Origin of the sequence: Actinomycetospora sp. CA-101289 (genome assembly GCF_050955895.1) — a bacterium.
Classification (GTDB): domain Bacteria; phylum Actinomycetota; class Actinomycetes; order Mycobacteriales; family Pseudonocardiaceae; genus Actinomycetospora.
On record NZ_CP192093.1, the window covers coordinates 3,298,652 to 3,319,332 of the forward strand.

The window sequence follows — 20,681 nt, forward strand, 5'->3', positions numbered from 1 at the left end:
AATTGCCCTGGGAGGGCCGATGACGGACACCACCTGCCACATGTCGATCTCGCTCGACGGTTTCGTCGCCGGGCCGGACCAGAGCCGCGACCACCCGCTCGGGAAGCGCGGCATCGAGCTGCACGGGTGGCACATCGGCGACCCCCGGGCGACCGAGGCCGACGAGACCGCGACCGGGTGGCTCATGCGGCCCCGCGGCGCCTACGTCATGGGCCGGAACATGTTCGGGCCGGTCCGCGGCGAGTGGGACGAGGACTGGCGCGGCTGGTGGGGCGCCGAGCCGCCGTACCACGCACCGGTCTTCGTGCTCACCCACCACGCCCACGAGCCGATCGAGATGGAGGGCGGCACGACCTTCCACTTCGTCACCGAGGGCTTCGACGCGGCCTACGCGCAAGCGCGCGAGACCGCCGGCGACCGGGGCGTGGACATCGCCGGAGGCGCCTCGGCGGCCCGCCAGGCGCTGATCGCCGGGGTGGTCGACGAGCTCACCCTGGACATCGCGCCCACCCTGCTCGGGTCCGGCGAGCGCATGTTCGACGGTGTCGGGTCCTTCGGCTTCGAGCCCGTCGAGGTGCTGCACTCCCCGCTGTCCACGCACATCCGGTATCGCCGGGTCGACGCCGGCTGAGCTACCCGGGTCGGGACGCCGCGGCGCGGGCGAGCAGGTACCGCTGCTCGGGCAGGCTCAGGGTGTTCCGCGCGGCCCGCCGGTAGTGCTCGCGGGCGGCGTCGTGGTCGCCGAGCTCGTCGAGCAGGTGGGCGCGGACGGCGTCCACGCGGTGGTGGCCGGCCAGCGCGGCGTCGCGGTCGACGGCGACCGACAGCTGGCCCAGGGCCACCTCGGGTCCCTGGACCATGGCCACCGCGACGACGCGGTTGAGGGTGACCATCGGGCCGGGTGCGAGGGCGGCGAGCAGCTCGTAGAGCGCGAGGATCTGGGGCCAGTCGGTCTCGGCGGCGCTGGGAGCCTCGTCGTGCACGGCGGCGATCGCGGCCTGGAGCTGGAAGGGCCCGGGCGGCGCGGTCGCGAGCGTCTCGGTGATCAGCGCGACGCCCTCGTCGATCGCGGCGCGGTCCCAGCGGCCGCGGTCCTGCTCGGCGAGGGGCACCAGCGCCCCGTCCGGGCGGGTCCGGGCGGGGCGGCGGGCGTCGGTGAGCAGCATCAGCGCGAGGAGCCCCGCGGTCTCCCCGTCGTCGGGGACGGCGGCGTGGAGCTGGCGGGCCAGGCGCACGGCCTCGGCGGCGAGCTCCGGGCGGTGCAGCGCAGGGCCCGAGCTGGCCGTGTGGCCCTCGTTGAAGATCAGGTAGAGCACGTGGAGCACCGCGGGCAGGCGGTGGGCGCGCTCCTCGGCGGTGGGCTCGTGGAAGCGGGCGCCGGCGGCCCGGATGCGCGCCTTGGCCCGGCTCACGCGCTGCGCCACGGTCGCCTCGGGCACCAGCAGCGCCCGCCCGATCTCGGCGCTGCTCAGCCCGCCGACGGCGCGCAGCGTCAGCGCCACCTGGGCCGAGGGGCTCAGGGTCGGGTGGCAGCAGAGCAGCAGCAGGGCGAGCGTGTCGTCCTGCGCCGGGGCCGGGTCCGGCGCCTCGGCCCGCGGGCCGGCCAGCAGGGCGTCGTCGGTCTCGCGCCGGCGGCGGGCGGCCTCCTGGCGCCAGGTGTCGACCAGGCGGCGGGACGCGGCGGTGATCAGCCAGCCGGTGGGGTTCGCGGGCAGCCCCTGCTCGCTCCACGTGGTGGACGCGGCGAGCAGGGCCTCCTGGACCGCGTCCTCGCACTCGTCGAAGCGGCCGTGGCGGCGCGTGAGCACCCCGAGGACCTGCGGCGCCAGGTCGCGCAGGGCCGTCTCCAACGCCCGCTCCCCCATCAGGTGTCCCAGCTGCTCATGTCCAGCACCGGGCGCACCTCCGCCAGCCCCCACACCGCGTCGGGCACCCGCGCCGCGATCTCGAGCGCGCGCTCCTCGGAGTCGCAGTCGACGAGGTAGAAGCCCGCGAGGTGCTCCTTGGCCTCGGCGAACGGCCCGTCGCTGACCACCGGCCGGGCCCCGGCGGTGTCGACCCGCTTGGCCCGGACCGGGTCGGCGAGCCCCTCGGATGCCAGCAGCTCGCCGGACGCCGCCAGGTCGGCGGAGAGGGCGAAGTGCCCGCGGCCGAAGTCCTCCCGCTGCTGGTCGGTCAGCCCCTCCCAGCGCTCGGTGAAGTGCGGGTTGCTCAGGACCAGGATCAGGTACTTCACGGCGGCCTCCGGAGGGTCTCGGCACATCTTCTCCACGAGGGTGTCGAGACGGCGCCCTCGGTCTCGACACCCCGGTGAACCCGAGACACCACGGGCCACCCCAGGGAGCCACGTCATGACCACCACGCAGTCCGCGCCCGACGTCACCGCCGTCCGCGAGGTCCTCGCCGAGTACGTCGCCGCCCACGCCGCCCGTGACGCCGAACGCATCCTCGCGTGCTTCACCGACGACGCCGTCCGCTACACGCTCGCCCCGCCGCTGGCGCAGGAGCCCGGCTCGCCGTACGGCAGCGTCGAGGGCCTCGGTGTCTGGCTGTCCACCTTCGACGGCCCGGTCGTGCTCCACCACCGGGACCCGGCGGTCGTCGTCGGGGCGGACGTGGCGTTCGTCCACACGCTGACCTCGATGACCGCGACCCCGGCCGGCGCCGCCGAGCCCTTCACGCTCTGGTTCCGGTCGACCTTCGGGCTGCGCCGGATCGACGGCGCCTGGCGGCTCGTCCACCAGCACGACTCGACGCCGTTCCACATGGACGGCAGCTTCCGCGCCGCCACCGACCTCGAGCCCTGACCGATGACCACCGACCGGGGCGGCCCGCTCGCCGCCGCCCGCGTGATCGCCAAGCTGCCCGCCCAGGACCTCGACCGGGCCCGCGCCTTCTACCGCGACCAGCTGGGCCTCGAGCCCGTCGAGGAGCGGACCGGAGGCCTGCGCTACTGCTGCGCGGAGGGCGAGTTCCACGTCTTCCGGTCGTCCGGGGCCCCGTCCGGCACGGCGACCCAGATGGGCTTCGAGGTCGACGACCTCGACGCCACCGTGGCGGAGCTGCGCCGGCGGGGCGTCGTCTTCGAGACCGTCGAGAGCCGCCCCGGCTTCCGGGCGGCCGGCGGTGTCGTCGAGGTCGACGACAACTACCCCAGCAAGGGGACCGGAGAGCGCGGGGCGTTCTTCCGCGACAGCGAGGGCAACGTCCTGGGCCTCGGGCAGGCGGTGCGGGTGAGCGCGGTGTAACGCGTACGCCCTAGTGGTCGAACCTGGGAGGAGTTCGCGCCGACGGTAGCGGGGGGTGGGTCGTGCAGGAGACGTTCGGGCCGTACCGGCTCGAGGCCCTGCTGGGGCGCGGCGGGATGGGCGAGGTCTTCCGCGCCACCGACACCCGCAAGAAGGATCGTCTGGTGGCCCTCAAGCGGATGCCGGCCGACTTCACCGACCCGGAGTTCGAGGAACGGTTCCGCCGCGAGGCCCACGCCGCAGCGGGTCTGCGCAGCCCGCACATCATCCCGATCCACGACTACGGCGAGATCGACGGCCGGTTGTTCCTGGACATGGCCCTCGTCGAGGGGCGCGACCTCGCGCGGGTCCTCGCCGACGCCGGCCCGCTCAGCCCCCAGCGAGCGATCGGTGTCGTCGCGCAGACCGCCAGCGCGCTCGACACCGCCCACCGGGCCGGGCTGATCCACCGCGACGTCAAGCCGTCGAACATCCTGCTCGTCGATTCCGACATCGATGAGGACGCCGACTTCGTCTACCTCGTCGACTTCGGCATCGCCCGCGACACGGCCTCGACGGGCCTGACCTCGACGGGTCTCACCGTCGGGACCATGACCTACATGGCTCCTGAGCGCTTCGTCGATCCCCGGCGGTCCGACGCCCGGGTCGACGTCTACGCGTTGGGCTGCGTCCTCTACGAGGCGCTCACCGGCCGGCCGCCCTTCCCCGGCGACGACGTGCCCCACCTCATGTACTGCCACCTCAGCGCTCCCCCACCCGCGCCCTCCCGAGCCCGCCCCGACCTGCCGACCGAGCTCGACGACGTGATCGCCCGCGCGATGGCCAAGGACCCGGGCGATCGGTACGCCACCGCCGGCGAGCTCGCCCGCCACGGTCGTCGTGTCCTCACCGCCGGGCCCACGCCGGAGTCCGCTCGTCCCACCTCGGTGGGCCCGCCCTCGGGCGAGCGGCCGCCGGCTTCCGGGCCGGTGCGGCCGCCCTCACCGCCGCCGACCGCGGTGCCGTCGAGGCCCGTCTCTTCCGGCGGTGACGAGCCCGCGCGGCGTCGACCCGGCAGCACCGCAGCCGCGATCGCCGACGCCGCCGTGCTCGTCGCCCTGCTCGTGCCGCTGCTCAACTCGGTGTTCACCGTCCTGACCTATTCGGATCAGGTGACCGACTACGTCGCTCTGTGGGTCGCGAGCACCACGGGCCTGGTCCTCGCGGGGCTCCTCCGCGCCGCGGGTGCCTCGCGGTCCTGGCGGTCGGTCGGCATCGCTGCGGTGGGCGGCCGCCTGGGCGGCGCCCTGGTCGTCGACGTCCGAGGTGGCCTGGTGCTCGTGGCCGGGGTGGTCCTCCTGGTGACGGTGCTCGTCTCGTGCGTGCTCGCCCTGGTCGCCCGTGGTGGCGACCGCCGACTGGCCATGGCGGGAGACATCACGGCGGCCGCGATGGTCTCCGTCACGGCCGCCGTCACGTTCCCGCTCCTCCCGGCCGGGTACTCCGTGGTGCCGGTCGTCGTGGGCCTGGTCGTCGGCCTGCTGGTCGGGGTTTTGCGGATGTTCCCGGCACGTGCGGTCCTGCCGGTGGCCCTCCTCGCGCCCGCAGCGCTCGGGGCGGTCGGCGTGTACCTGTCCAGGATCGACTACTTCGTCGAACGCTTCCCGGAGGCCAGTACACCGGTCGTCGTGCAGAACGTCGTCATCAGTCTCCCGGCCGCCGTCTCCGTCGCCGCCGTCGTCGTCTTCGCGTTCCGCGCGCGCCGGGTGGTCGCCGAGACACCGATGACCCGAGTCGTGACGGCCTCGCCGTAGATTCCGCGGCTCGACCCGACCGCCCGGTCGCCGACAGCGCCCTCAGTGCTGCGGTGGCAGCACGTGCTCCCCGCTCTTGTCCGTCGACAGCGACAGCGACGAGATGTAGCCGCCCTTCGCGCTGGCGAGCATGTCGGGGCGCTCGAAGTCCTGGCCCGAGACCTGGTCGTGGTAGAGCGTCGCCGACGGGTTGCCGTCGGCGTCGACGTAGGGCTCGTCGATGCCGTCGTCGGTGCGCCGCAGGTAGTACCGGCCGCGGGTGGCCACGGCGATGAGCGGGGTCAGCACGAGGGCCACGACGATGGCGACGATCGTCGAGTACGAGGACAGGAACTCCCCGAGCAGCCCGAAGTACGCCGCGATCGACAGCAGCGACGCCGCCAGGAACGAGCCGACGCCGACCGGGTTCCAGGCGTGCAGCATCCCGCGGCGGAACTCCGGGCGCTTCGGCGAGAGCCCGAGCACGTACTTGTTGATCCCGATGTCGGTCGCGACGGTCACGACCCAGGCGATCGCGCAGTTCGAGTAGAAGCCCAGGAGGCCGTTGAGGAAGCTGAACATGTCCGCCTCCATGAGGACCAGCGCGATCCCGAGGTTGACGAACAGGAACGTGATCCGGCCCGGGTACGTGCCGGTGACGCGGGTGAAGGCGTTGGTCCAGGCCAGCGAGCCCGAGTAGGCGTTGGTGACGTTGATCTTGACCTGGGAGAGGACGACGAGCAGCAGGGCCAGCGGGACCACGAGCCAGGCCGGGAAGATCGCCCCGAGCGCGCGGTCGAACTGCTCGATGGGCTCGACGGCCGCCGCGGCGCCGACGTCGGCGAGGATCAGCACGGCGAGAAAGACCCCGATGATCTGCTTGATCGCGCCGAACACCACCCAGCCCGGCCCCCCGAGCACCACCGCGGTCCACCATTGGCGCCGGTTCTCCGCGGTCTTGGGCGGCATGAAGCGCAGGTAGTCGATCTGCTCGCCGATCTGCGCCATGAGCGCGAGCGAGACGCCCGCCCCGAGCATGATCGAGGCCGGGTTCACCCCCGCGCCGTCCGTGCCGGGGTGGTCGAGGAAGCGGCCCACCGACGACGGGTCGGCGACGACGAGGAACACGAGCGGCGCGACGATGAGGAGCACCCACAGCGGGTTCGTCCAGGTCTGGAGCTTGGTCAACGCCTTCATCCCGTAGACGACGAGCGGCAGGATGATCAGCGTCGAGATCAGGTAGCCGATCCACAGCGGGATCGACAGCGCGTACCGCAGCCCCTGGGCCATGATCGAGCCCTCGAGCGCGAAGAAGATGAACGTGAAGCTCGCGAAGATCACCGCGGTGATCACCGAGCCGAAGTAGCCGAAGCCCGAGCCGCGGGTGACGAGGTCGAGGTCGAGGTTGTAGCGGGCGCCGTAGTAGGCCAGCGGGAAGCCGCTCACGAAGATGACGACGGCGGCCACGCCGATCGCCCACAGGGCGTTGCCGGTGCCGTGCTGCAGGCCGATGCCGGCGCCGATGGAGAAGTCGGCCATGTAGGCCATGCCGCCCAGCGCGGAGCCGCCGACGACGAAGGGCGTCCAGCGCCGGTAGCTGCGTGGGGCGAAGCGGAGTGTGTAGTCCTCGAGGCTCTCCCGCGTGGCGGCGTCGGCGGGCGTCGCGACGCCGGGCGTGGCGGATTCGGTGCTCATGGCGGCTCCGCGTGTGGGGCGTGTGTGGTCGCCACGAACGCTGCGGGGTCCTCGTGACCTGCGTGTGACGGCGCCGCTACGGCTGCGAGGGGTTGCGTGACCGTCCCGCCACGACACCGGATCGTCATGCGTGTCGTCGCGACGCAACACCGCGGACCCGGCCCCGCAACAGGCGCCGCCTTGACTCCTCGACGACTCACACACCGGTGTGGGGCGCGTCTAGGGTTCCGTCTGCGCGACGCAGAGCTGGTCCGAGAGATGCAGGTGGCGGGCCGACCGCCGCTCCACGGCGGGACAAAAGCCCGGGAGATGACCGAAGACCCGGTCGTCCCGCGACGGCCGGCCTCCCCGGGAGTCGCCCGTGCTGCTCGCCCCGACCCTCCCCGCCCCACACGGCGGGTCGCCACGCCGGAGCCCCCGGCACGGCCCCGAGGCCGCCCGCGCCGTCGAGATCGAGCGGACCCTGCCCACCACGGCGCGCGACGCCGAGATCGCCCGTGGTCTGGAGATGGGCCTGCCGGGCGCCGGCTCGATCGTCGACCGCACCATCCCGACCTTCTCGCGGGGCGAGCTGCCGCACTTCGCCGGCATCCCGACGTTCATGAAGGCGCCGTTCGTCGAGGACGTGCGCCGCTGCGGCGAGTACGACGTCGCGATCGTCGGCGCACCGTTCGACGGCGGCACCACCTACCGGCCGGGCACCCGGTTCGGGCCGAAGGGCATCCGCGACATCTCGCTGCTCTACGGCAGCTACTCGTTCGAGCTCGGCGTCGACCTGCGCGAGTCGATCACGATGTGCGACGTCGGCGACATCTTCACGATCCCGGCGAACATCGAGAAGACCTTCGACCAGATCACCAAGGCCGTCAGCCACGTCTACGCGAGCGGCGCGTTCCCGGTGGTCCTCGGCGGCGACCACTCCATCGGCTACCCGACCAGCCGCGGGGTCGCGGAGAACCTCGGCGACGGCAAGCTCGGGATCATCCACTTCGACCGCCACGTCGACACCCAGGAGACCGACCTCGACGAGCGGATGCACACGACGCCGTGGTTCCACGCCACCGACCTGCCGAACGTCCCGCCCGAGAACCTCGTCCAGATCGGCATCGGCGGCTGGCAGGCCCCGCGACCGGGCGTCGAGGTGGGCCGGGAACGCGGCACGACGATCATGACGGTCACCGACTGCGTCGAGATGGGCATCGAGGCCGCCGCCGAGCGGGCGCTCGAGGTGGCCTGGGACGGTACCGACGCGGTGTGGCTGTCCTTCGACGTCGACTGCCTCGACGCCGCCTTCGTTGCCGGCACCGGCTGGCCCGAGCCCGGCGGCTTCCTGCCCCGCGAGGTCCTCAAGTTCATCCAGCTCATCGCCGACGCCCGGCCGCTGGCGGGCATCGAGATCGTCGAGTGCTCGCCGCCCTATGACAACGCCGAGATCACCGCGCTCATCGCGTGCCGGGTCATCTGCGACACGCTCGGCTGCCTCGTCCGCTCCGGGCACCTCCCGACGGGGCGGGCGTCGTGATCATCATCGGGGTCGGCGTCGGCGTCCTGCTGGTGGTCGCCGTCGGGCTCTGGTTCGCCCGCCGGGTGGACGGCGACTCGACCAACTTCCTCGTGGCCGGCCGGTCGCTGGCGCTGCCGCTGTCGGCGGCCGGGCTGATGGGCCAGGCCGTCGACTCCAACGCGACGCTCGGCAACATGGACCTGACCTCGTCGCTCGGGTTCTGGGCCGGGGCCTCGCTGCCGCTCGGGCTCTCCCTGTGCCTGCTGCTCACCGGGCTGCTGTTCGCGGCCCGGATGAACGCGATGAGCCTGTTCACGCTCCCCGACTTCTACCGCCAGATCTACGGGCGCGGCGTCGAGGTGGTCGCCTCGGTCCTGATGATCGCGAGCTTCTGCATCCTGCTCGCGGGCAATCTCGTCGCCGGTGGTTTCCTCTTCGAGCGCTTCCTCGGCACGTCGTACACCGTGGGCGTCCTGCTCATCGTCGTCGTCGTGCTGGCCTACACGCTGACCGGCGGGATGTTCTCCGACGCGTACACCGCGCTCGTCCAGATGGTCATCACGGTGATCGGCTCGGTGTCCCTGCTCGTCTGGGTGGGCGCCACCTACGGGCTGTCCACACCCGACGGGATGGGCCCGTTCGACCTCGAGCAGCTCACCTCGGCGAGCGCCGGCGCTCCGATCAACTGGGCGACGCTGATCTCGCTCGGCATCGGCGACATCGTGGCCATCGACTTCATGCAGCGGATCTTCTCGGCGCGCTCCCCGTCGGTGGCTCGCCGCGCCTGCTTCACCGGGGCGGCGCTGACGGCCGCGGTGGGCGTGGTCTACGCGCTGGTGGCGCTCGCGATCGTGCCGGTGCTGGGCCCGGACGCGCCGCCACCGGTGCTGTTCACGCTGCTGGAGGGCTCCGCGCCGGCGTGGCTGGCGATCCTCGTGCTCTCGGCCATCGTGGCCGCGTCCTGCTCGACGGCGAACGGCGTCGTCCTCGGCACCGCGTCGGTCGCGGTGCGCAACATCCAGGGCCTGCGCGACCCGTCGATCGGCACCGGACCCTCCGGCACCGACCCCCTGCTGCGGGCCGTGCGGTGGACGATGCTGCCGGTGGTCGCCGTGGCGATCCTGTTCGCGCTCCAAGTGCCCCAGACCGGCATCCTGCTGACGCTCGCGTTCGACCTGCTCCTGGCGTGCCTGCTCGTCCCGTTCGTGGCCGGGCACTGGTGGCCCCGCCGGGCGACGCGGGAGGCGGCGATCGCGGCCGTCGTCCTCGGGCTCGTCGTGCGCCTGACGCTGTTCGCGCTGACGCCGACGATCTTCGGGGCGGAGAACACGCTGCTCTACATCCCGAACACGCTCGTCGGCCCCGGTTTCGACGGCTACCCGACGTTCCTCGGCTTCGCGGCGTCGATCCTGGCGTTCGTTGTCGTCGCCCTCCTGCGCCCGCCCCGCGAGGCGGCCGTGCTCACCCGCCGGGACGACCTGGCCCCCACGGCGGCGACGCCGTGAAGACCAGGACGCGCCCGTCCCCCGCAACCCCCGGCGCCCGGCGTGCCGGGCCCGCAGTCGAGTCGGAGGTGCTCCGTGCTGTTGTCACCCCACGAGCAGGAGAAGCTGCTGGTGCACGTGGCCGCCGGGCTCGCCCGGGAACGGCGGGGCCGTGGGCTGCGCCTCAACCACCCCGAGGCCGTCGCCCTGCTGACCTCCTGGATCGTCGAGGGCGCCCGTGACGGGCGCAGCGTCGCCGACCTCATGAGCGAGGGGCAGCACGTGCTCACCCGCGACGACGTCATGGACGGCGTGCCCGAGATGGTCCCGACCGTCGCGGTGGAGGCCACCTTCCCCGACGGGACGAAGCTCGTCACCGTCCACGACCCGATCTCGTGAGACCCGGCGAGATCGTGCCCGGGGACGGCGACGTCCGCTGGGGCGAGGGCACCGAGACCGTCACCCTCCTCGTGGCCAACACCGGCGACCGGCCGATCCAGGTCGGCTCGCACGTCCACTTCGCGGCCGCGAACCCCGCGCTGGCGTTCGACCGCGACGCCGCAACCGGGATGCGCCTGGCCGTGCCGGCGGGCACGTCGGTGCGCTTCGAACCGGGGGTGGAGAAGGAGGTCGCCCTCATCGCCCTCGGCGGGACGGGCACGGTGCCGGGCATCCGGCTCGACGTGCCCGACCCCGCGGGTGCCCGCCGCGGGACGGCCGGCTCCGGCTGGAGCGTCACCCGCGAGACCTACGCCGACCTCTTCGGCCCCACCGAGGGCGACCGCGTCCGCCTCGCCGACACCGACCTGGTGATCCGGGTCGAGTCCGACCTCAGTCGCGGCCCGGGCGGCGGCGACGAGGCGGTGTTCGGCGGAGGCAAGGTCATCCGGGAGTCGATGGGGCAGTCGCGTGCTACCCGTGCCGAGGGCGGCCCGGACCTCGTGATCACGGGTGCGCTCGTGCTCGACCACTGGGGCGTCGTCAAGGCCGACGTCGGCGTCCGCGACGGGCGCATCGTCGGGCTCGGGAAGGCCGGCAACCCGGACACGATGCACGGCGTCACGCCCGAGCTCGTCATCGGCCCGTCCACCGAGATCCTCTCGGGCAACGGGCTGATCCTCACGGCGGGCGGCGTCGACTGCCACGTCCACCTCATCAGCCCCCAGCAGCTGCCCGAGGCGCTCGGCTCGGGCGTGACGACGATGGTCGGCGGCGGCACCGGTCCCGCCGAGGGCACCAAGGCCACGACGGTGACGCCGGGCGCGTGGTGGCTCGCGCGGATGTTCGAGGCCCTCGACCCCGTGCCGATCAACTTCGCGCTGCTCGGCAAGGGCAACACCGTGGGCGTCGACGCCCTGCACGAGCAGGTCACCGCCGGCGCCGCGGGGTTCAAGGTGCACGAGGACTGGGGCGCCACCCCCGCCGCGATCGACGCCGCGCTGCGGGTGGCCGACCAGACCGGGGTGCAGGTGGCCCTGCACACCGACACCCTCAACGAGGCCGGCTACGTGGCCGACACCCTCGCCGCGATCGCCGGGCGCGGCATCCACGCGTACCACACCGAGGGTGCCGGGGGCGGGCACGCGCCGGACATCATCACGGTCGCCGGTCAGCCGCACGTGCTGCCCAGCTCGACCAACCCGACGCGGCCGCACACGGTGAACACCGTCGACGAGCACCTCGACATGCTCATGGTCTGCCACCACCTCAATCCCTCGGTGCCCGAGGACCTGGCGTTCGCGGAGTCCCGCATCCGAGCCTCGACGATCGCGGCCGAGGACCTCCTGCACGACCTCGGGGCCATCTCGATGATCGGGTCGGACTCGCAGGCGATGGGCCGCGTCGGCGAGGTCGTGATGCGCACCTGGCAGACCGCGCACGCCGCGAAGACGCGGTGGGGGCGGCTGTCGGGGGACGTCGACGACGACAACCTGCGCGCCCGGCGCTACGTCGCGAAGTACACGATCTGCCCCGCCGTCGCCCACGGGCTGGCCGGGGAGGTCGGCTCCGTGGAGGTCGGCAAGCTCGCGGACCTCGTGCTGTGGGACCCGGCGTTCTTCGGCGTGCGCCCGCAGGTCGTGGTCAAGGGCGGCATGATCGCCTGGGGCCGGATGGGCGACGCCAACGCCTCGATCCCGACGCCGCAGCCCGAGCTGTCCCGCCCGATGTTCGGGGCCTCGGCGCCGGCCGCGGCGGCCACGTCGCTGCACTTCGTGACCGAGCACGCGCTCACCGGCGGGCTGCCCGACCGCGTCGACGTGCGGCGCCGCTTCGTGCCCATCGCCGACACCCGCCGCGTCACGAAGGCCGACCTCCCGCGCAACGACGCCGTCCCCGACATCACCGTCGACCCCGACACGTTCACCGTCCGCGTCGACGGCGAGGTCGTCGATGCCGACCCCGCCCGCGAGCTGCCGATGGCGCAGCGCTACTTCCTGTTCTGATGGACGTGCCGATCGGGTTGCCGCCCGGGCTCCTGCTGCTCGCCGACTCCCGCCTGCCGACCGGGGGCCACGCCCACTCCGCCGGGGTCGAGGAGGCGGTCCGGCAGGGCGACGTCCGCGGCGGCCGGCACGGCGCCGCCGACCTCACGGCCTTCCTCGCCGCCCGCGTCCCGACCGCCGGCCTGGTGACGGCGTCGTTCGCCGCCGGGGCGTGCGCGCTGGTGCACGACCGACGGCCGACGAGCTGGGCGCGGTGGGAGGCCGCACTCGACGCTCGGACCCCGGTCGCCGCGCTGCGCGCCGTGTCGCGGGGGCAGGGGCGGGCGATGCTGCGGACGGTGCGCGCCGTGTGGCCCGACGCGTTGATCGAGGGACTCGACGAACGCCCGCACCAGGCCCTCGTGCTCGGGATCGCCGCGGCGGCGGCCGGTGGCGACGCCGGGCACGCGGCCGCGCTGGCCGTGCACCACCTCATCGGCCAGACCACGTCGGCCGCGGTGCGCCTCCTGGGCCTCGACCCGCTGGCCCTGGCCGGGGTCCACGCCCGCGCGCTGGAGGCCGGCGCGCCGACGATCGCCGAGGCCGCCCGCCGCGGGGCCGAGGCGGCCGCCGCCGACGATCCCGACCAGCTGCCCGCCGCGACCACCCCGCGTCCCGAGGTGCTCGCCGTCGTCCACGCCCGAGCCGAGGGAGCCCTCTTTGCGTCATGAGCTGCACGACACCGACCTCTCCGGCGGGGCCGTCGACGTGCCCCACCGCCACGACCACGCGGTCCGGATCGGCATCGGGGGCCCCGTCGGCTGCGGCAAGACCGCCCTGCTCGGCGCGCTGTGCCGGGCGCTGCGCGACGAGTTCTCGCTCGCCGTCGTCACCAACGACATCTACACCACCGAGGACGCCGACTTCCTGCGCCGCGAGGCGGTGCTGGACGCCGACCGGATCGTCGCCGTGCGCACCGGGTGCTGCCCGCACACCGCGATCCGCGACGACATCACCGCCAACCTCGACGCCGTCGAGGACCTCACGGCCCGTTTCGACCCCGATCTCGTCCTCGTCGAGTCCGGCGGGGACAACCTCACGGCCACCTTCAGCTACGGCCTCGTCGACCGGCAGATCTTCGTGCTGGACACCGCCGGGGGCGACGACGTCCCGCGCAAGGGCGGGCCGGGCGTGGCCGGCGCCGACCTCCTGGTGATCAACAAGGTGGACCTCGCCCCGCTCGTCGGCGCCGACGTGGACCGCATGGCCGCCGATGCCGCCCGCGTCCGTGAGGGTCGCCCCACCCTGCTGACCTCGGTGCGCACCGAGCCGGCGATCACGGAGGTGGCCGACTGGGTCCGCGCCCGCGTCGCCGCACGGGCCCCCACGGGATGACCCCCGCCCGGCTCGCGGTGCACGCGGGACGCGTCACATGGACCTCGCGACCGCCGGTGGTGCTGCGCCGGACCGGCGCCACCCGCGTCCACCTCGTGCAGGTCGGCGGCGGCCCGCTCGGCGGCGACGCGCTCGGCCTCGACGTCGAGGTCGGCCCGGGCCAGTACCTGGAGCTGTGCAGCGCCGCCGCCACCGTCGTGCAGCCCGGCCGCGTGCCGGGATCGGCGGCGACCTTCGCCGTCACCGCGCGGGTGGCGCCCGGCGGGGCTCTGTGGTGGCGACCCGAACCGACGATCGTCACCGACGGCGCGGTGTGGGACGTGCGCCTCCGTCTCGAGCTGGCCGCCGGCGCCGCGGCCACGGTGACCGAGCAGCTGGTCCTGGGCCGCGCCGGCCAGCGCGGCGGGCGGGTCGACAGCTCGCTCGACGTGCGCGTCGACCAGCAGCCGCTGCTGGTGACGACGACCCGGCTCGACGGTGCCGACCCGGCCCTCGCCGGCCCCGGCGGCACCGCCGGCGCGTCGTCCGTGGGCACGGTCCTGCGCGCCGGGGAGGGCGCGGAGGAAGACGGGGAGGACGGCGGGGTGGACGCAGGGGCCGCCTGGGCCCGCACCCCGCTCGCCGGCCCGGGCAGCCTGCTCTCCGCCGTCGGCACGCCCCGCGCCGTCGCCGACGTCCTGAGGAGCCGGTGCCCGATCCCGGCCCGCACCTGCGCCTGACGGGCTCAGCGGCGTCGCTGACGCACGCCGAGCACGATCAGCGCGACGAGGGACAGGACGGCGAACACCACCGAGGCGGCGAGGGCCGCGACGGCGAGGACCCGCAGGTCCGGGCGCGTCTCCGCTCCCGGGAACGACAGCAGGATGCCCACGACGGCGCACACGTTCGCGACGGCCCCGAACCCGTACCCGCGGCGCTCGTCCTCACGGATCCACCGCGTCCACGCCATCCTCTGGCCACCCCCGCGCACCGGCACTGCTGGTGGGGGGACGACGGCGACGGAGAGCGGGAGACCACGACCCGGCGGCGCCCACCTGCACCGCCTCGTCGAGGCCGATGCGGCTGCGGTGCCGTCGTGCGGAGATCGTACGGGGAGCGCGGCTCAGTCACCCGCCCGACGGATCGCCGACCGTCTCGTCGAGCAGGTCCACCACCGCCCGCCAGGCCCGGGCGGTGTGGGCGGGGTGGTGCCCCACCCCGGGCACCGTGGCCGTCACGTGGGTGGTGCCCCCGGCCGGGGAACCGTCGGGGTGGGTCGGCGCGGCCCAGAACGCGTGCTGGGCCCCGCCGTAGACGTGGACGCGCCAGTCGACCCCGGCGTCCTGCAGCGCCGCCGTGAACGCCAGCACCTGGTCGGGCATGCACAGCGGGTCCTCCGAGCCCGTGGCCAGCAGGAACGTGGCGCCGACCCCGGCCCAGTCCTCCGCTTGGGTGGGCGGTAGGCCGGGGTGGACGACGGCGACGCCGCAGAACGGCACCCCGGCACGGGCGAGCTCGAGCACGATCGATCCGCCCGCGCCGTACCCGAGGGCGGCGAGGCGGCCCGGGTCGGCACCGGGCTCGGCGAGCAGCACGTCGAGCGCGGCCTGGCCGACGGCCCGCATCCGGTCAGCGTCGCCGATCAGGGGCAGGACTCGCGCCAGCATCTCCTCCGGGGCCCCGCCGAACCACCGGCCGCCGAGGTAGTCCATCGCCAGGGCCAGGTAGCCGCGCTCGGCGAGGTGGTCGGCGCGGCGGCGCTGGAAGTCGTCGAGACCGATGCCGTCGTGCGCGACGAGCACCGTGGGCCACGGACCCTCGCCGTCCGGCCGGGCCAGGTGGCCGACCATCACCAGACCGTCGGCGTCGTAGGTGACCTCGCGCGTCGCGACCATGCGCCGGACGCTAGCCAGCGCGGCGCCCTCCGAGGCGGCGGTTCGCTGTCGGCCGAACACATGGCTACCTGACTGACGGGACAGTCAGGTCTTGCGATAGCAGCAAGCCCGGCCGTACGTTCCCGGTCATGGCGGACGACGAGGTGCGCGAGCGGGCGCGCCGAGCCCTCGACGCCGTGGGGAGCACCCGCCGCGAGCTCGCCGCCGCGATCGGGATCGACGAGACCAAGCTGTCGAAGTCGCTCTCCGGCCGCCGCCGCTTCACCCCGGCGGAGCTGTCCGCGATCGCCGAGCGCGCGGGCGTCGAGCTCGACTGGCTGCTGCGCGGCGCGGGCGCTCCCCCGGTCACCGCCCGGACCGACCTCCTCGAGCCTCCCCGCCCCGAGCCCGACGACGCCCGCAAGCGGATCCTCGACGCCGCGTGGACGCTCATCGCCGCGCACGGCTATCACCGGGTGCGGATCGCCGACGTGGCCGAGGCCGCGGGCACGAGCAGCGCCGCCGTGCACTACCACTTCGACGGCAAGGAGGCCCTGCTCGACGAGGCCCTGCGCCACAACGTCGAGCTGGCGCACGACCGGCAGGCGACCACGCTGGCCGCCCTCCCCGACCCCGGCGCGAGGCTGCTGCGGCTCCTCGATCTCCAGATGCCCGAGGGCCCGGTCCTGGAGCCGGAGTGGTCCATCTGGATGCAGGTCTGGAGCGAGGCCGTCACCGAGCCGCGCCACCGGCCCCTCTACGCCCGCGGCCAGGACCGCTGGTTCCGGACCGTGCTCATGACCCTCGAGAGCGGCGCCCGGGCCGGGGTGTTCCGCGACGGCGACCAGACCGTGCGGGCGCGCCAGCTCACCGCCCTCGTCGACGGCCTCGGGGTCGGCGTGATGACCGGCGCCTCCACCCCCGCGGACATGCGCGCCGCCCTGCACGATTTCGTCGACCGCTGCGTCAGGAAGGACGCCCCGTGAGAACCGTGAACCGCCACGTCGTGATCACCGCCGCGCTGACCGGCGCCGCCGACTCCGTGTCGAAGAGCCCGCACGTGCCCGTCACGCCGCAGCAGATCGCCGACGACGCGATCGCCGCCGCCCGGGCCGGCGCGGCGGTCGTGCACGTCCACGTGCGTCACCCCGAGACCGGCATCCGTTCCCGGGACGTCGCCCTCTACCGCAAGGCCGCGGGACTCATCCGCGCCGCCGACGTCGACGTCGTCCTCAACCTGACCGCCGGGATGGGCGGCGACCTCGTGGTCGACGAGGAGGACCCGCTCAAGCCCGTCGACGGCACCGACCTGGTCAGCCAGCACGACCGGATGCCGCACGTCGAGGAGCTCCGTCCGGACATCGCGACGCTGGACTGCGGGTCGTACAACTTCGGCGACGGCCAGGCCCTCTACGTCTCGACGACCGCAATGCTGCGCGCCGGCGCCAAGCGCTTCCAGGAGCTCGGGGTCAAGCCCGAGCTGGAGGTCTTCGACACCGGGCAGCTGTGGTTCGCCCAGGTCCTGCACGAGGAGGGCCTCGTCGACGACCCGCCGCTGGTGCAGCTGTGCATGGGGGTCCCCTACGGCGCGCCCGCCCACTCGGGGCTGCTCCAGACGATGGTCGAGATGCTGCCCGCCGACGCCCAGTTCACGTCCTTCGCGCTCGGCCGCGACCAGCTGCCGTGGGTGGCGCAGTCGGTGCTGCTCGGTGGCCACGCCCGCGTCGGGCTCGAGGACAACCTCTACCTCGCGCGCGGGGTGAAGGCCACGAACGCCCAGCTCGTCGAGCGCGCGGTCACGATCGTCGAGTCCCTCGGCGCCGAGGTGGCGACCGCGGACCAGGCCCGCGAGATCTTCGGCCTGCGGAGCGCGCGGTGAGCGGCACCGTCGCGTGCGTCGGCGCCGGGGTCATCGGCGGCGGGTGGGCCGCGTACTTCCTCGCCCGCGGCTTCGACGTCGTCGCCTGGGACCCCGCCCCGGACGCCGAGGCCCGCCTGCGCCGCACCGTGGACGCCGCCTGGCCCGCCCTCACCGAGCTGGGGCTCGACGCCGGCGCCGACCGGTCGCGGCTGCGCGTGGCGGACTCGCTGACCGAGGCCTGCGCGGGAGCCGCGTTCGTCCAGGAGTCCGCGCCGGAGGACCTGGACCTCAAGCGCGGCCTGCTCGCCGACCTCGTCGAGGCGACCGGCGACGACGTCGTCGTCGCGTCCTCCACCTCCGGCTTCCCGATGTCCGACATGGCCACCGAGGCGCGCGACCCCCGCCGCCTCGTCGTCGGGCACCCCTTCAACCCGCCGTACCTCATCCCGCTGGTCGAGGTGGTCGGCGGCGAGGGGACCGCGCCCGAGGTCGTCGCCCGCGCCGCGGACTTCTACCGGGCCATCGGCAAGTCGGTGATCGAGATGGACCGCGAGGTCCCCGGCTTCGTCGCCAACCGCCTGCAGGAGGCGCTCTGGCGCGAAGCCCTGCACATGGTCGCCAACGGCGACGCGACCGTCGACCAGATCGACGCGTCGATCACCGAGGGACCCGGACTGCGCTGGCCGATCCACGGCCCCTGCCTGACCTTCCACCTCGCCGGCGGCGAAGGCGGCATGGCCCACATGCTCGACCACTTCGGACCCTCCCTGCTCGCCCCCTGGACGAGGCTCGACGCGCCCGACCTGACGCCCGAGCTGCGGGCGGCGGTGGTCGCCGGCACCGCCGCCGAGGCAGGAGCGCGGGAGTTCGCCGACCTCGTGGCCGAGCGGGACCGGGCCGTCATCGCCGTCCGCCGCGCGGTCGAGACCGCGCGGTCCGCGACGTCGGTCCCGCTCCCCGCCTCAGCTCCAGGGGAAGGGTGAGTGGCTGGTCGGGTGCAGCTCGCCGCGCTCGTAGCGCGCGAGGCGGAAGGGCTCGAGCAGCTCCTGGGGCTCGCCGAGCAGCTCGCGGGCCACGAGGGCGCCCACGCCGATCATCTTGTAGCCGTGGTTCGAGTCCGCGATGACGTAGGCGTTGCCGCGGAACGTGTCGAACACCGGGAAGCTGTCCGGGGTGAAGGCCCCGATCCCGCCCGAGGGCTCCTGGCGGTAGACGTCCCGGCGTCCCTCGAAGCGCTTGTGGCAGGCGGCCAGCGCCGAGGTCCACATGCGGACGAAGGCGTCGCCGACGACGAACTCCGGGCTCGCGGTGCCGTAGGGGTCGACGGCGACGGTGTCGGCCGGGCGCCCGATCGGCTCGGGCGACGCGCCGCCCTGCACGCCGCCGAAGTGGAAGTCCGGCTTGTAGTAGATGCCCCAGATCTCGTCGGTGATCAGCTCGCCGTCGACGTCGTCGTAGAGGGGCGCGTCGGAGTCGACGTGGATCACCGGGGGGAGCTCCCCGCGGTTGTCCGTGAACTCCTGGGGGTCGACGTCGAGGATCCCCTCCTGCAGCGCCCAGTAGGTCCACATCGGCGCGTCCGGGATGACCCGACCGTCGGGCGTGCGCACGGTGACGGTCTCCGGCAGGTCGAGCATCGCCCAGAGGTCGCGCACCCACGGGCCGGCCGCGGCGACCACGTGCTCGCACGCGATCGCGCCGGCGTCGGTCTCGACCGCGGCGACCCGGCCGTCCTCGAGCCGCATCCCGGTGACGGTCACGCCGGTCGCGATGGTCACGCCGGCGGCGCGCACCTTGTCCGCCAGGCCGCGCAGCGAGGCCACGTTGTTGGCGTAGCCGCCGCGCTTCTCGTGGAGGATCACCGAGACGCCGGGCGCCTGCCAGTCCGAGAACATCTCGCGCATGTAGGCCCCGCACGCCTCGACGCCCTCCACGAGCACCGAGTCGTAGCCGATCGCCCGCTGCTCGGCGTGGATCTGCACCACGTCGTCGCGCATCGCGTCGGGAGCCGCCTGGATGTAGCCGACCCCGTGGTACGAGAACGCCTCCGGGTCGGACTCCCACACGTCCACCGAGTGCGCCATGAGCCGGCGCATCGCGGGCTGGAAGTAGTTGTTGCGGATCACCCCGCACGCCACCCCAGAGGCGCCCGCCCCGATGCCGGTCTTGTCGACGACCAGGACGTCGCCGCCGTCGCCCAGACCGCGCTCGCGCAGCTCGGTGGCGAGGTGCCACGCGGAGGACAGGCCGTGGATGCCGGCGCCGACGATCACGTACCGGGCTCTCGGAGGAACGTTCACTGCTCTCACCTGTTCGATGGACGGGATGGGTGTGGCTGTCACGCGAAGGAGGCGACGGGCGCGCCGAAGACGCCCTCGTCGGGGACCACGCCGAGACCGGGTCCGGTCGGCACCGTGATGCGTCCCTTCTCGACCCGGACCGGGTTCGTGGAGTCGTCGTGGCCGTCCATGAACGGCTCGGCCAGCCAGACGCCCTCGAGCAGGCGCGGGTGGACCGTCGCCCCGATGTGGGCGCAGGCGGCCGCGATGATGTCGCCACCCCAGGAGTCGTCGCAGGTGTGCGGCAGGGAGCGTGCCTCGCAGAGGTCCCGCACGGTGGCCATCGCACCGAGACCGCCGAGGCGCGTGACCTTCAGACCGAACCCGTCGCAAATCCCGAGCGAGATCGCCCGGAGCACGTGGCCCACGGATTCGGTGTTCTCGTCGAGGTAGACCGCGTGGTGAAGCTGCCCGCGGATCGCGGCGATCTCCTCCAGGGTGTTGCAGGGCTGCTCGAGGACGAGGGGGACGTCGGCGCACTCCCGGCTGAGCCGCAGGGCGTCCCGGGTGGTCAGTGCTCGGTTGGCGTCGACGGCCAGACGGGTGCAGCCCGTCGCCTCCCACACCTTCCGGACCGTCTCGATGTCGACGTCGACCGGCCGCCCGCCGATCTTGACCTGAAGCGCGGGGTAGCCCTCGGCGATCTTCTCCGCAGCGGTCCGGGCGACGTCGTCCGGCTCGCCGACGACGAGCGACCAGTAGGAGTCGACCCGGTCGCTCGCCGCGCCACCCAGGAGGTCGCACACGCGTAGGCCGTGGGCCTTGCCGATGAGGTCGTGGATCGCGATGTCGACGGCGGCCTTGGCGTAGGCGTGTCCGTTGAGGAGTCCGTGCAACACCCGCTGGATCGCCAGCGGACCCGTCACGGGGAGCCCGACCAGCCCGGGCGCCATCTGCTGCAGCGCCGCGCGTGCTCCCAGGGCGTGGGACGGCGCGTAGGTGGGGCCCACCGGGCACGTCTCCCCCCAGCCGGAGACGCCCGTGTCGGACACGATCTCCACGATCGTCGAGTCCAGCGCCGTGTACGCGCCCCCGGACATGCGGTAGACCGCGCCGTTCAGCGGGAGATCCTTCTGGTACACGTGCACCTCGGCGATGCGCACGGTC

At 73.8% G+C, this 20,681-nt stretch carries 21 protein-coding genes and 1 riboswitch; of the genes, 14 read left to right on the forward strand and 7 right to left on the reverse strand.

The genetic code is table 11. The annotated features are described in order from the left end of the window. Positions 1-19: 19 nt before the first annotated feature. On the forward strand, positions 20-631 hold the full coding sequence (locus ACQPX6_RS16530; RefSeq protein ID WP_433781338.1) for a dihydrofolate reductase family protein: 612 nt from the start codon (positions 20-22) through the stop codon (positions 629-631). A 1-nt stretch (position 632) separates the two neighbouring features. Here ACQPX6_RS16530 and ACQPX6_RS16535 read toward each other — a convergent pair whose 3' ends face one another. Further along, on the reverse strand, positions 633-1,865 hold the full coding sequence (locus ACQPX6_RS16535) for an RNA polymerase sigma factor (RefSeq protein ID WP_433781339.1): 1,233 nt from the start codon (positions 1,863-1,865) through the stop codon (positions 633-635). After that, complete coding sequence (locus tag ACQPX6_RS16540; RefSeq protein ID WP_433781340.1) at positions 1,865-2,236, reverse strand: YciI family protein; 372 nt, start codon at positions 2,234-2,236, stop codon at positions 1,865-1,867. Before ACQPX6_RS16540 ends, ACQPX6_RS16535 begins: the two co-directional genes overlap by 1 nt. A 115-nt stretch (positions 2,237-2,351) precedes the next feature. Between ACQPX6_RS16540 and ACQPX6_RS16545 the strand changes: the two genes are divergently transcribed. The 3 genes from ACQPX6_RS16545 (at position 2,352) to ACQPX6_RS16555 (ending at position 5,041) form a co-directional block, all read left to right on the forward strand. After that, on the forward strand, positions 2,352-2,807 hold the full coding sequence (locus ACQPX6_RS16545; protein WP_433781341.1) for a YybH family protein: 456 nt from the start codon (positions 2,352-2,354) through the stop codon (positions 2,805-2,807). Between the two features lie 3 nt (positions 2,808-2,810). Next, positions 2,811-3,248 carry a VOC family protein gene (locus ACQPX6_RS16550; RefSeq protein WP_433781342.1) on the forward strand — a complete coding sequence of 146 codons (438 nt, stop codon included), beginning with the start codon at positions 2,811-2,813 and terminating at the stop codon, positions 3,246-3,248. A gap of 62 nt (positions 3,249-3,310) precedes the next feature. Further along, on the forward strand, positions 3,311-5,041 hold the full coding sequence (locus tag ACQPX6_RS16555; protein WP_433781343.1) for a serine/threonine-protein kinase: 1,731 nt from the start codon (positions 3,311-3,313) through the stop codon (positions 5,039-5,041). A 42-nt stretch (positions 5,042-5,083) separates the two neighbouring features. Here ACQPX6_RS16555 and ACQPX6_RS16560 read toward each other — a convergent pair whose 3' ends face one another. Further along, positions 5,084-6,715 carry a purine-cytosine permease family protein gene (locus ACQPX6_RS16560; protein ID WP_433781344.1) on the reverse strand — a complete coding sequence of 544 codons (1,632 nt, stop codon included), beginning with the start codon at positions 6,713-6,715 and terminating at the stop codon, positions 5,084-5,086. A gap of 208 nt (positions 6,716-6,923) precedes the next feature. Beyond that, a riboswitch (guanidine-I (ykkC/yxkD leader) is annotated at positions 6,924-7,026 on the forward strand. A gap of 50 nt (positions 7,027-7,076) precedes the next feature. Between ACQPX6_RS16560 and ACQPX6_RS16565 the strand changes: the two genes are divergently transcribed. The 7 genes from ACQPX6_RS16565 to ACQPX6_RS16595 all read left to right on the forward strand — a co-directional run bounded on the left by ACQPX6_RS16565 (position 7,077) and on the right by ACQPX6_RS16595 (position 14,240). Beyond that, on the forward strand, positions 7,077-8,237 hold the full coding sequence (locus tag ACQPX6_RS16565; protein ID WP_433781345.1) for an agmatinase family protein: 1,161 nt from the start codon (positions 7,077-7,079) through the stop codon (positions 8,235-8,237). Next, positions 8,234-9,724, forward strand: a complete 1,491-nt coding sequence (locus tag ACQPX6_RS16570; RefSeq protein ID WP_433781346.1) for a sodium:solute symporter family transporter — start codon at positions 8,234-8,236, stop codon at positions 9,722-9,724. The genes ACQPX6_RS16565 and ACQPX6_RS16570 overlap by 4 nt, the downstream gene beginning before the upstream one ends. A 75-nt stretch (positions 9,725-9,799) precedes the next feature. Beyond that, positions 9,800-10,102, forward strand: a complete 303-nt coding sequence (locus ACQPX6_RS16575; protein WP_433781347.1) for an urease subunit gamma — start codon at positions 9,800-9,802, stop codon at positions 10,100-10,102. Next, the gene (locus tag ACQPX6_RS16580; RefSeq protein WP_433781348.1) at positions 10,099-12,147 is read left to right on the forward strand and encodes an urease subunit alpha; all 2,049 of its coding nucleotides are present in this window, start codon (positions 10,099-10,101) and stop codon (positions 12,145-12,147) included. The genes ACQPX6_RS16575 and ACQPX6_RS16580 overlap by 4 nt, the downstream gene beginning before the upstream one ends. Then, positions 12,147-12,857, forward strand: a complete 711-nt coding sequence (locus tag ACQPX6_RS16585; RefSeq protein WP_433781349.1) for an urease accessory protein UreF — start codon at positions 12,147-12,149, stop codon at positions 12,855-12,857. Before ACQPX6_RS16580 ends, ACQPX6_RS16585 begins: the two co-directional genes overlap by 1 nt. Then, positions 12,847-13,521, forward strand: a complete 675-nt coding sequence (gene ureG, locus ACQPX6_RS16590; protein ID WP_433781350.1) for an urease accessory protein UreG — start codon at positions 12,847-12,849, stop codon at positions 13,519-13,521. The genes ACQPX6_RS16585 and ureG overlap by 11 nt, the downstream gene beginning before the upstream one ends. After that, positions 13,518-14,240 (forward strand): urease accessory protein UreD, encoded by a 723-nt coding sequence (locus ACQPX6_RS16595; protein ID WP_433781351.1) that lies wholly within the window; start codon positions 13,518-13,520, stop codon positions 14,238-14,240. The genes ureG and ACQPX6_RS16595 overlap by 4 nt, the downstream gene beginning before the upstream one ends. Positions 14,241-14,245: 5 nt before the next feature. On the opposite strand, the gene ACQPX6_RS16600 is transcribed toward ACQPX6_RS16595, so the two are convergent. Continuing rightward, positions 14,246-14,470 (reverse strand): hypothetical protein, encoded by a 225-nt coding sequence (locus ACQPX6_RS16600; protein WP_433781352.1) that lies wholly within the window; start codon positions 14,468-14,470, stop codon positions 14,246-14,248. 157 nt (positions 14,471-14,627) lie between these two features. Then, positions 14,628-15,395 carry a dienelactone hydrolase family protein gene (locus tag ACQPX6_RS16605; RefSeq protein ID WP_433781353.1) on the reverse strand — a complete coding sequence of 256 codons (768 nt, stop codon included), beginning with the start codon at positions 15,393-15,395 and terminating at the stop codon, positions 14,628-14,630. Positions 15,396-15,523: 128 nt separating this feature from the next. Between ACQPX6_RS16605 and ACQPX6_RS16610 the strand changes: the two genes are divergently transcribed. Genes ACQPX6_RS16610 through ACQPX6_RS16620 form a run of 3 tightly spaced genes read left to right on the forward strand, consistent with a single transcriptional unit; the run spans position 15,524 to position 18,218 of the window. Further along, positions 15,524-16,360: a TetR family transcriptional regulator C-terminal domain-containing protein gene (locus tag ACQPX6_RS16610; RefSeq protein WP_433781354.1), complete on the forward strand. Its 837-nt coding sequence runs from the start codon at positions 15,524-15,526 to the stop codon at positions 16,358-16,360. Positions 16,361-16,365: 5 nt separating this feature from the next. Next, entirely contained in the window at positions 16,366-17,253 is an 888-nt protein-coding gene (locus ACQPX6_RS16615) for a 3-keto-5-aminohexanoate cleavage protein (protein WP_433788286.1), read from the forward strand. Beyond that, positions 17,250-18,218 carry a 3-hydroxyacyl-CoA dehydrogenase NAD-binding domain-containing protein gene (locus tag ACQPX6_RS16620; protein ID WP_433781355.1) on the forward strand — a complete coding sequence of 323 codons (969 nt, stop codon included), beginning with the start codon at positions 17,250-17,252 and terminating at the stop codon, positions 18,216-18,218. The genes ACQPX6_RS16615 and ACQPX6_RS16620 overlap by 4 nt, the downstream gene beginning before the upstream one ends. Here ACQPX6_RS16620 and ACQPX6_RS16625 read toward each other — a convergent pair. Further along, positions 18,198-19,508, reverse strand: coding sequence for an NAD(P)/FAD-dependent oxidoreductase (locus ACQPX6_RS16625; RefSeq protein ID WP_433781356.1), 1,311 nt, complete (start codon positions 19,506-19,508; stop codon positions 18,198-18,200). The two genes, ACQPX6_RS16620 and ACQPX6_RS16625, sit on opposite strands and share 21 nt — an antisense overlap. Before the next feature lie 65 nt (positions 19,509-19,573). Next, a complete protein-coding gene (locus ACQPX6_RS16630; RefSeq protein WP_433781357.1) occupies positions 19,574-20,677 on the reverse strand; it encodes a mandelate racemase/muconate lactonizing enzyme family protein in 1,104 nt (367 codons plus the stop codon). Positions 20,678-20,681 lie beyond the last annotated feature (4 nt).

What these genes read in the sequence shown, in the direction of transcription:
- ACQPX6_RS16530 (WP_433781338.1), top strand. Translation starts at nt 20, where the DNA reads ATGACGGACACCACCTGCCACATGTCGATCTCGCTCGACGGTTTCGTC.
- ACQPX6_RS16535 (WP_433781339.1), bottom strand. Translation starts at nt 1,865, where the DNA reads ATGGGGGAGCGGGCGTTGGAGACGGCCCTGCGCGACCTGGCGCCGCAG.
- ACQPX6_RS16610 (WP_433781354.1), top strand. Translation starts at nt 15,524, where the DNA reads ATGGCGGACGACGAGGTGCGCGAGCGGGCGCGCCGAGCCCTCGACGCC.
- ACQPX6_RS16600 (WP_433781352.1), bottom strand. Translation starts at nt 14,470, where the DNA reads ATGGCGTGGACGCGGTGGATCCGTGAGGACGAGCGCCGCGGGTACGGG.
- ACQPX6_RS16585 (WP_433781349.1), top strand. Translation starts at nt 12,147, where the DNA reads ATGGACGTGCCGATCGGGTTGCCGCCCGGGCTCCTGCTGCTCGCCGAC.
- ACQPX6_RS16560 (WP_433781344.1), bottom strand. Translation starts at nt 6,715, where the DNA reads ATGAGCACCGAATCCGCCACGCCCGGCGTCGCGACGCCCGCCGACGCC.
- ACQPX6_RS16550 (WP_433781342.1), top strand. Translation starts at nt 2,811, where the DNA reads ATGACCACCGACCGGGGCGGCCCGCTCGCCGCCGCCCGCGTGATCGCC.
- ACQPX6_RS16605 (WP_433781353.1), bottom strand. Translation starts at nt 15,395, where the DNA reads ATGGTCGCGACGCGCGAGGTCACCTACGACGCCGACGGTCTGGTGATG.
- ACQPX6_RS16595 (WP_433781351.1), top strand. Translation starts at nt 13,518, where the DNA reads ATGACCCCCGCCCGGCTCGCGGTGCACGCGGGACGCGTCACATGGACC.
- ACQPX6_RS16545 (WP_433781341.1), top strand. Translation starts at nt 2,352, where the DNA reads ATGACCACCACGCAGTCCGCGCCCGACGTCACCGCCGTCCGCGAGGTC.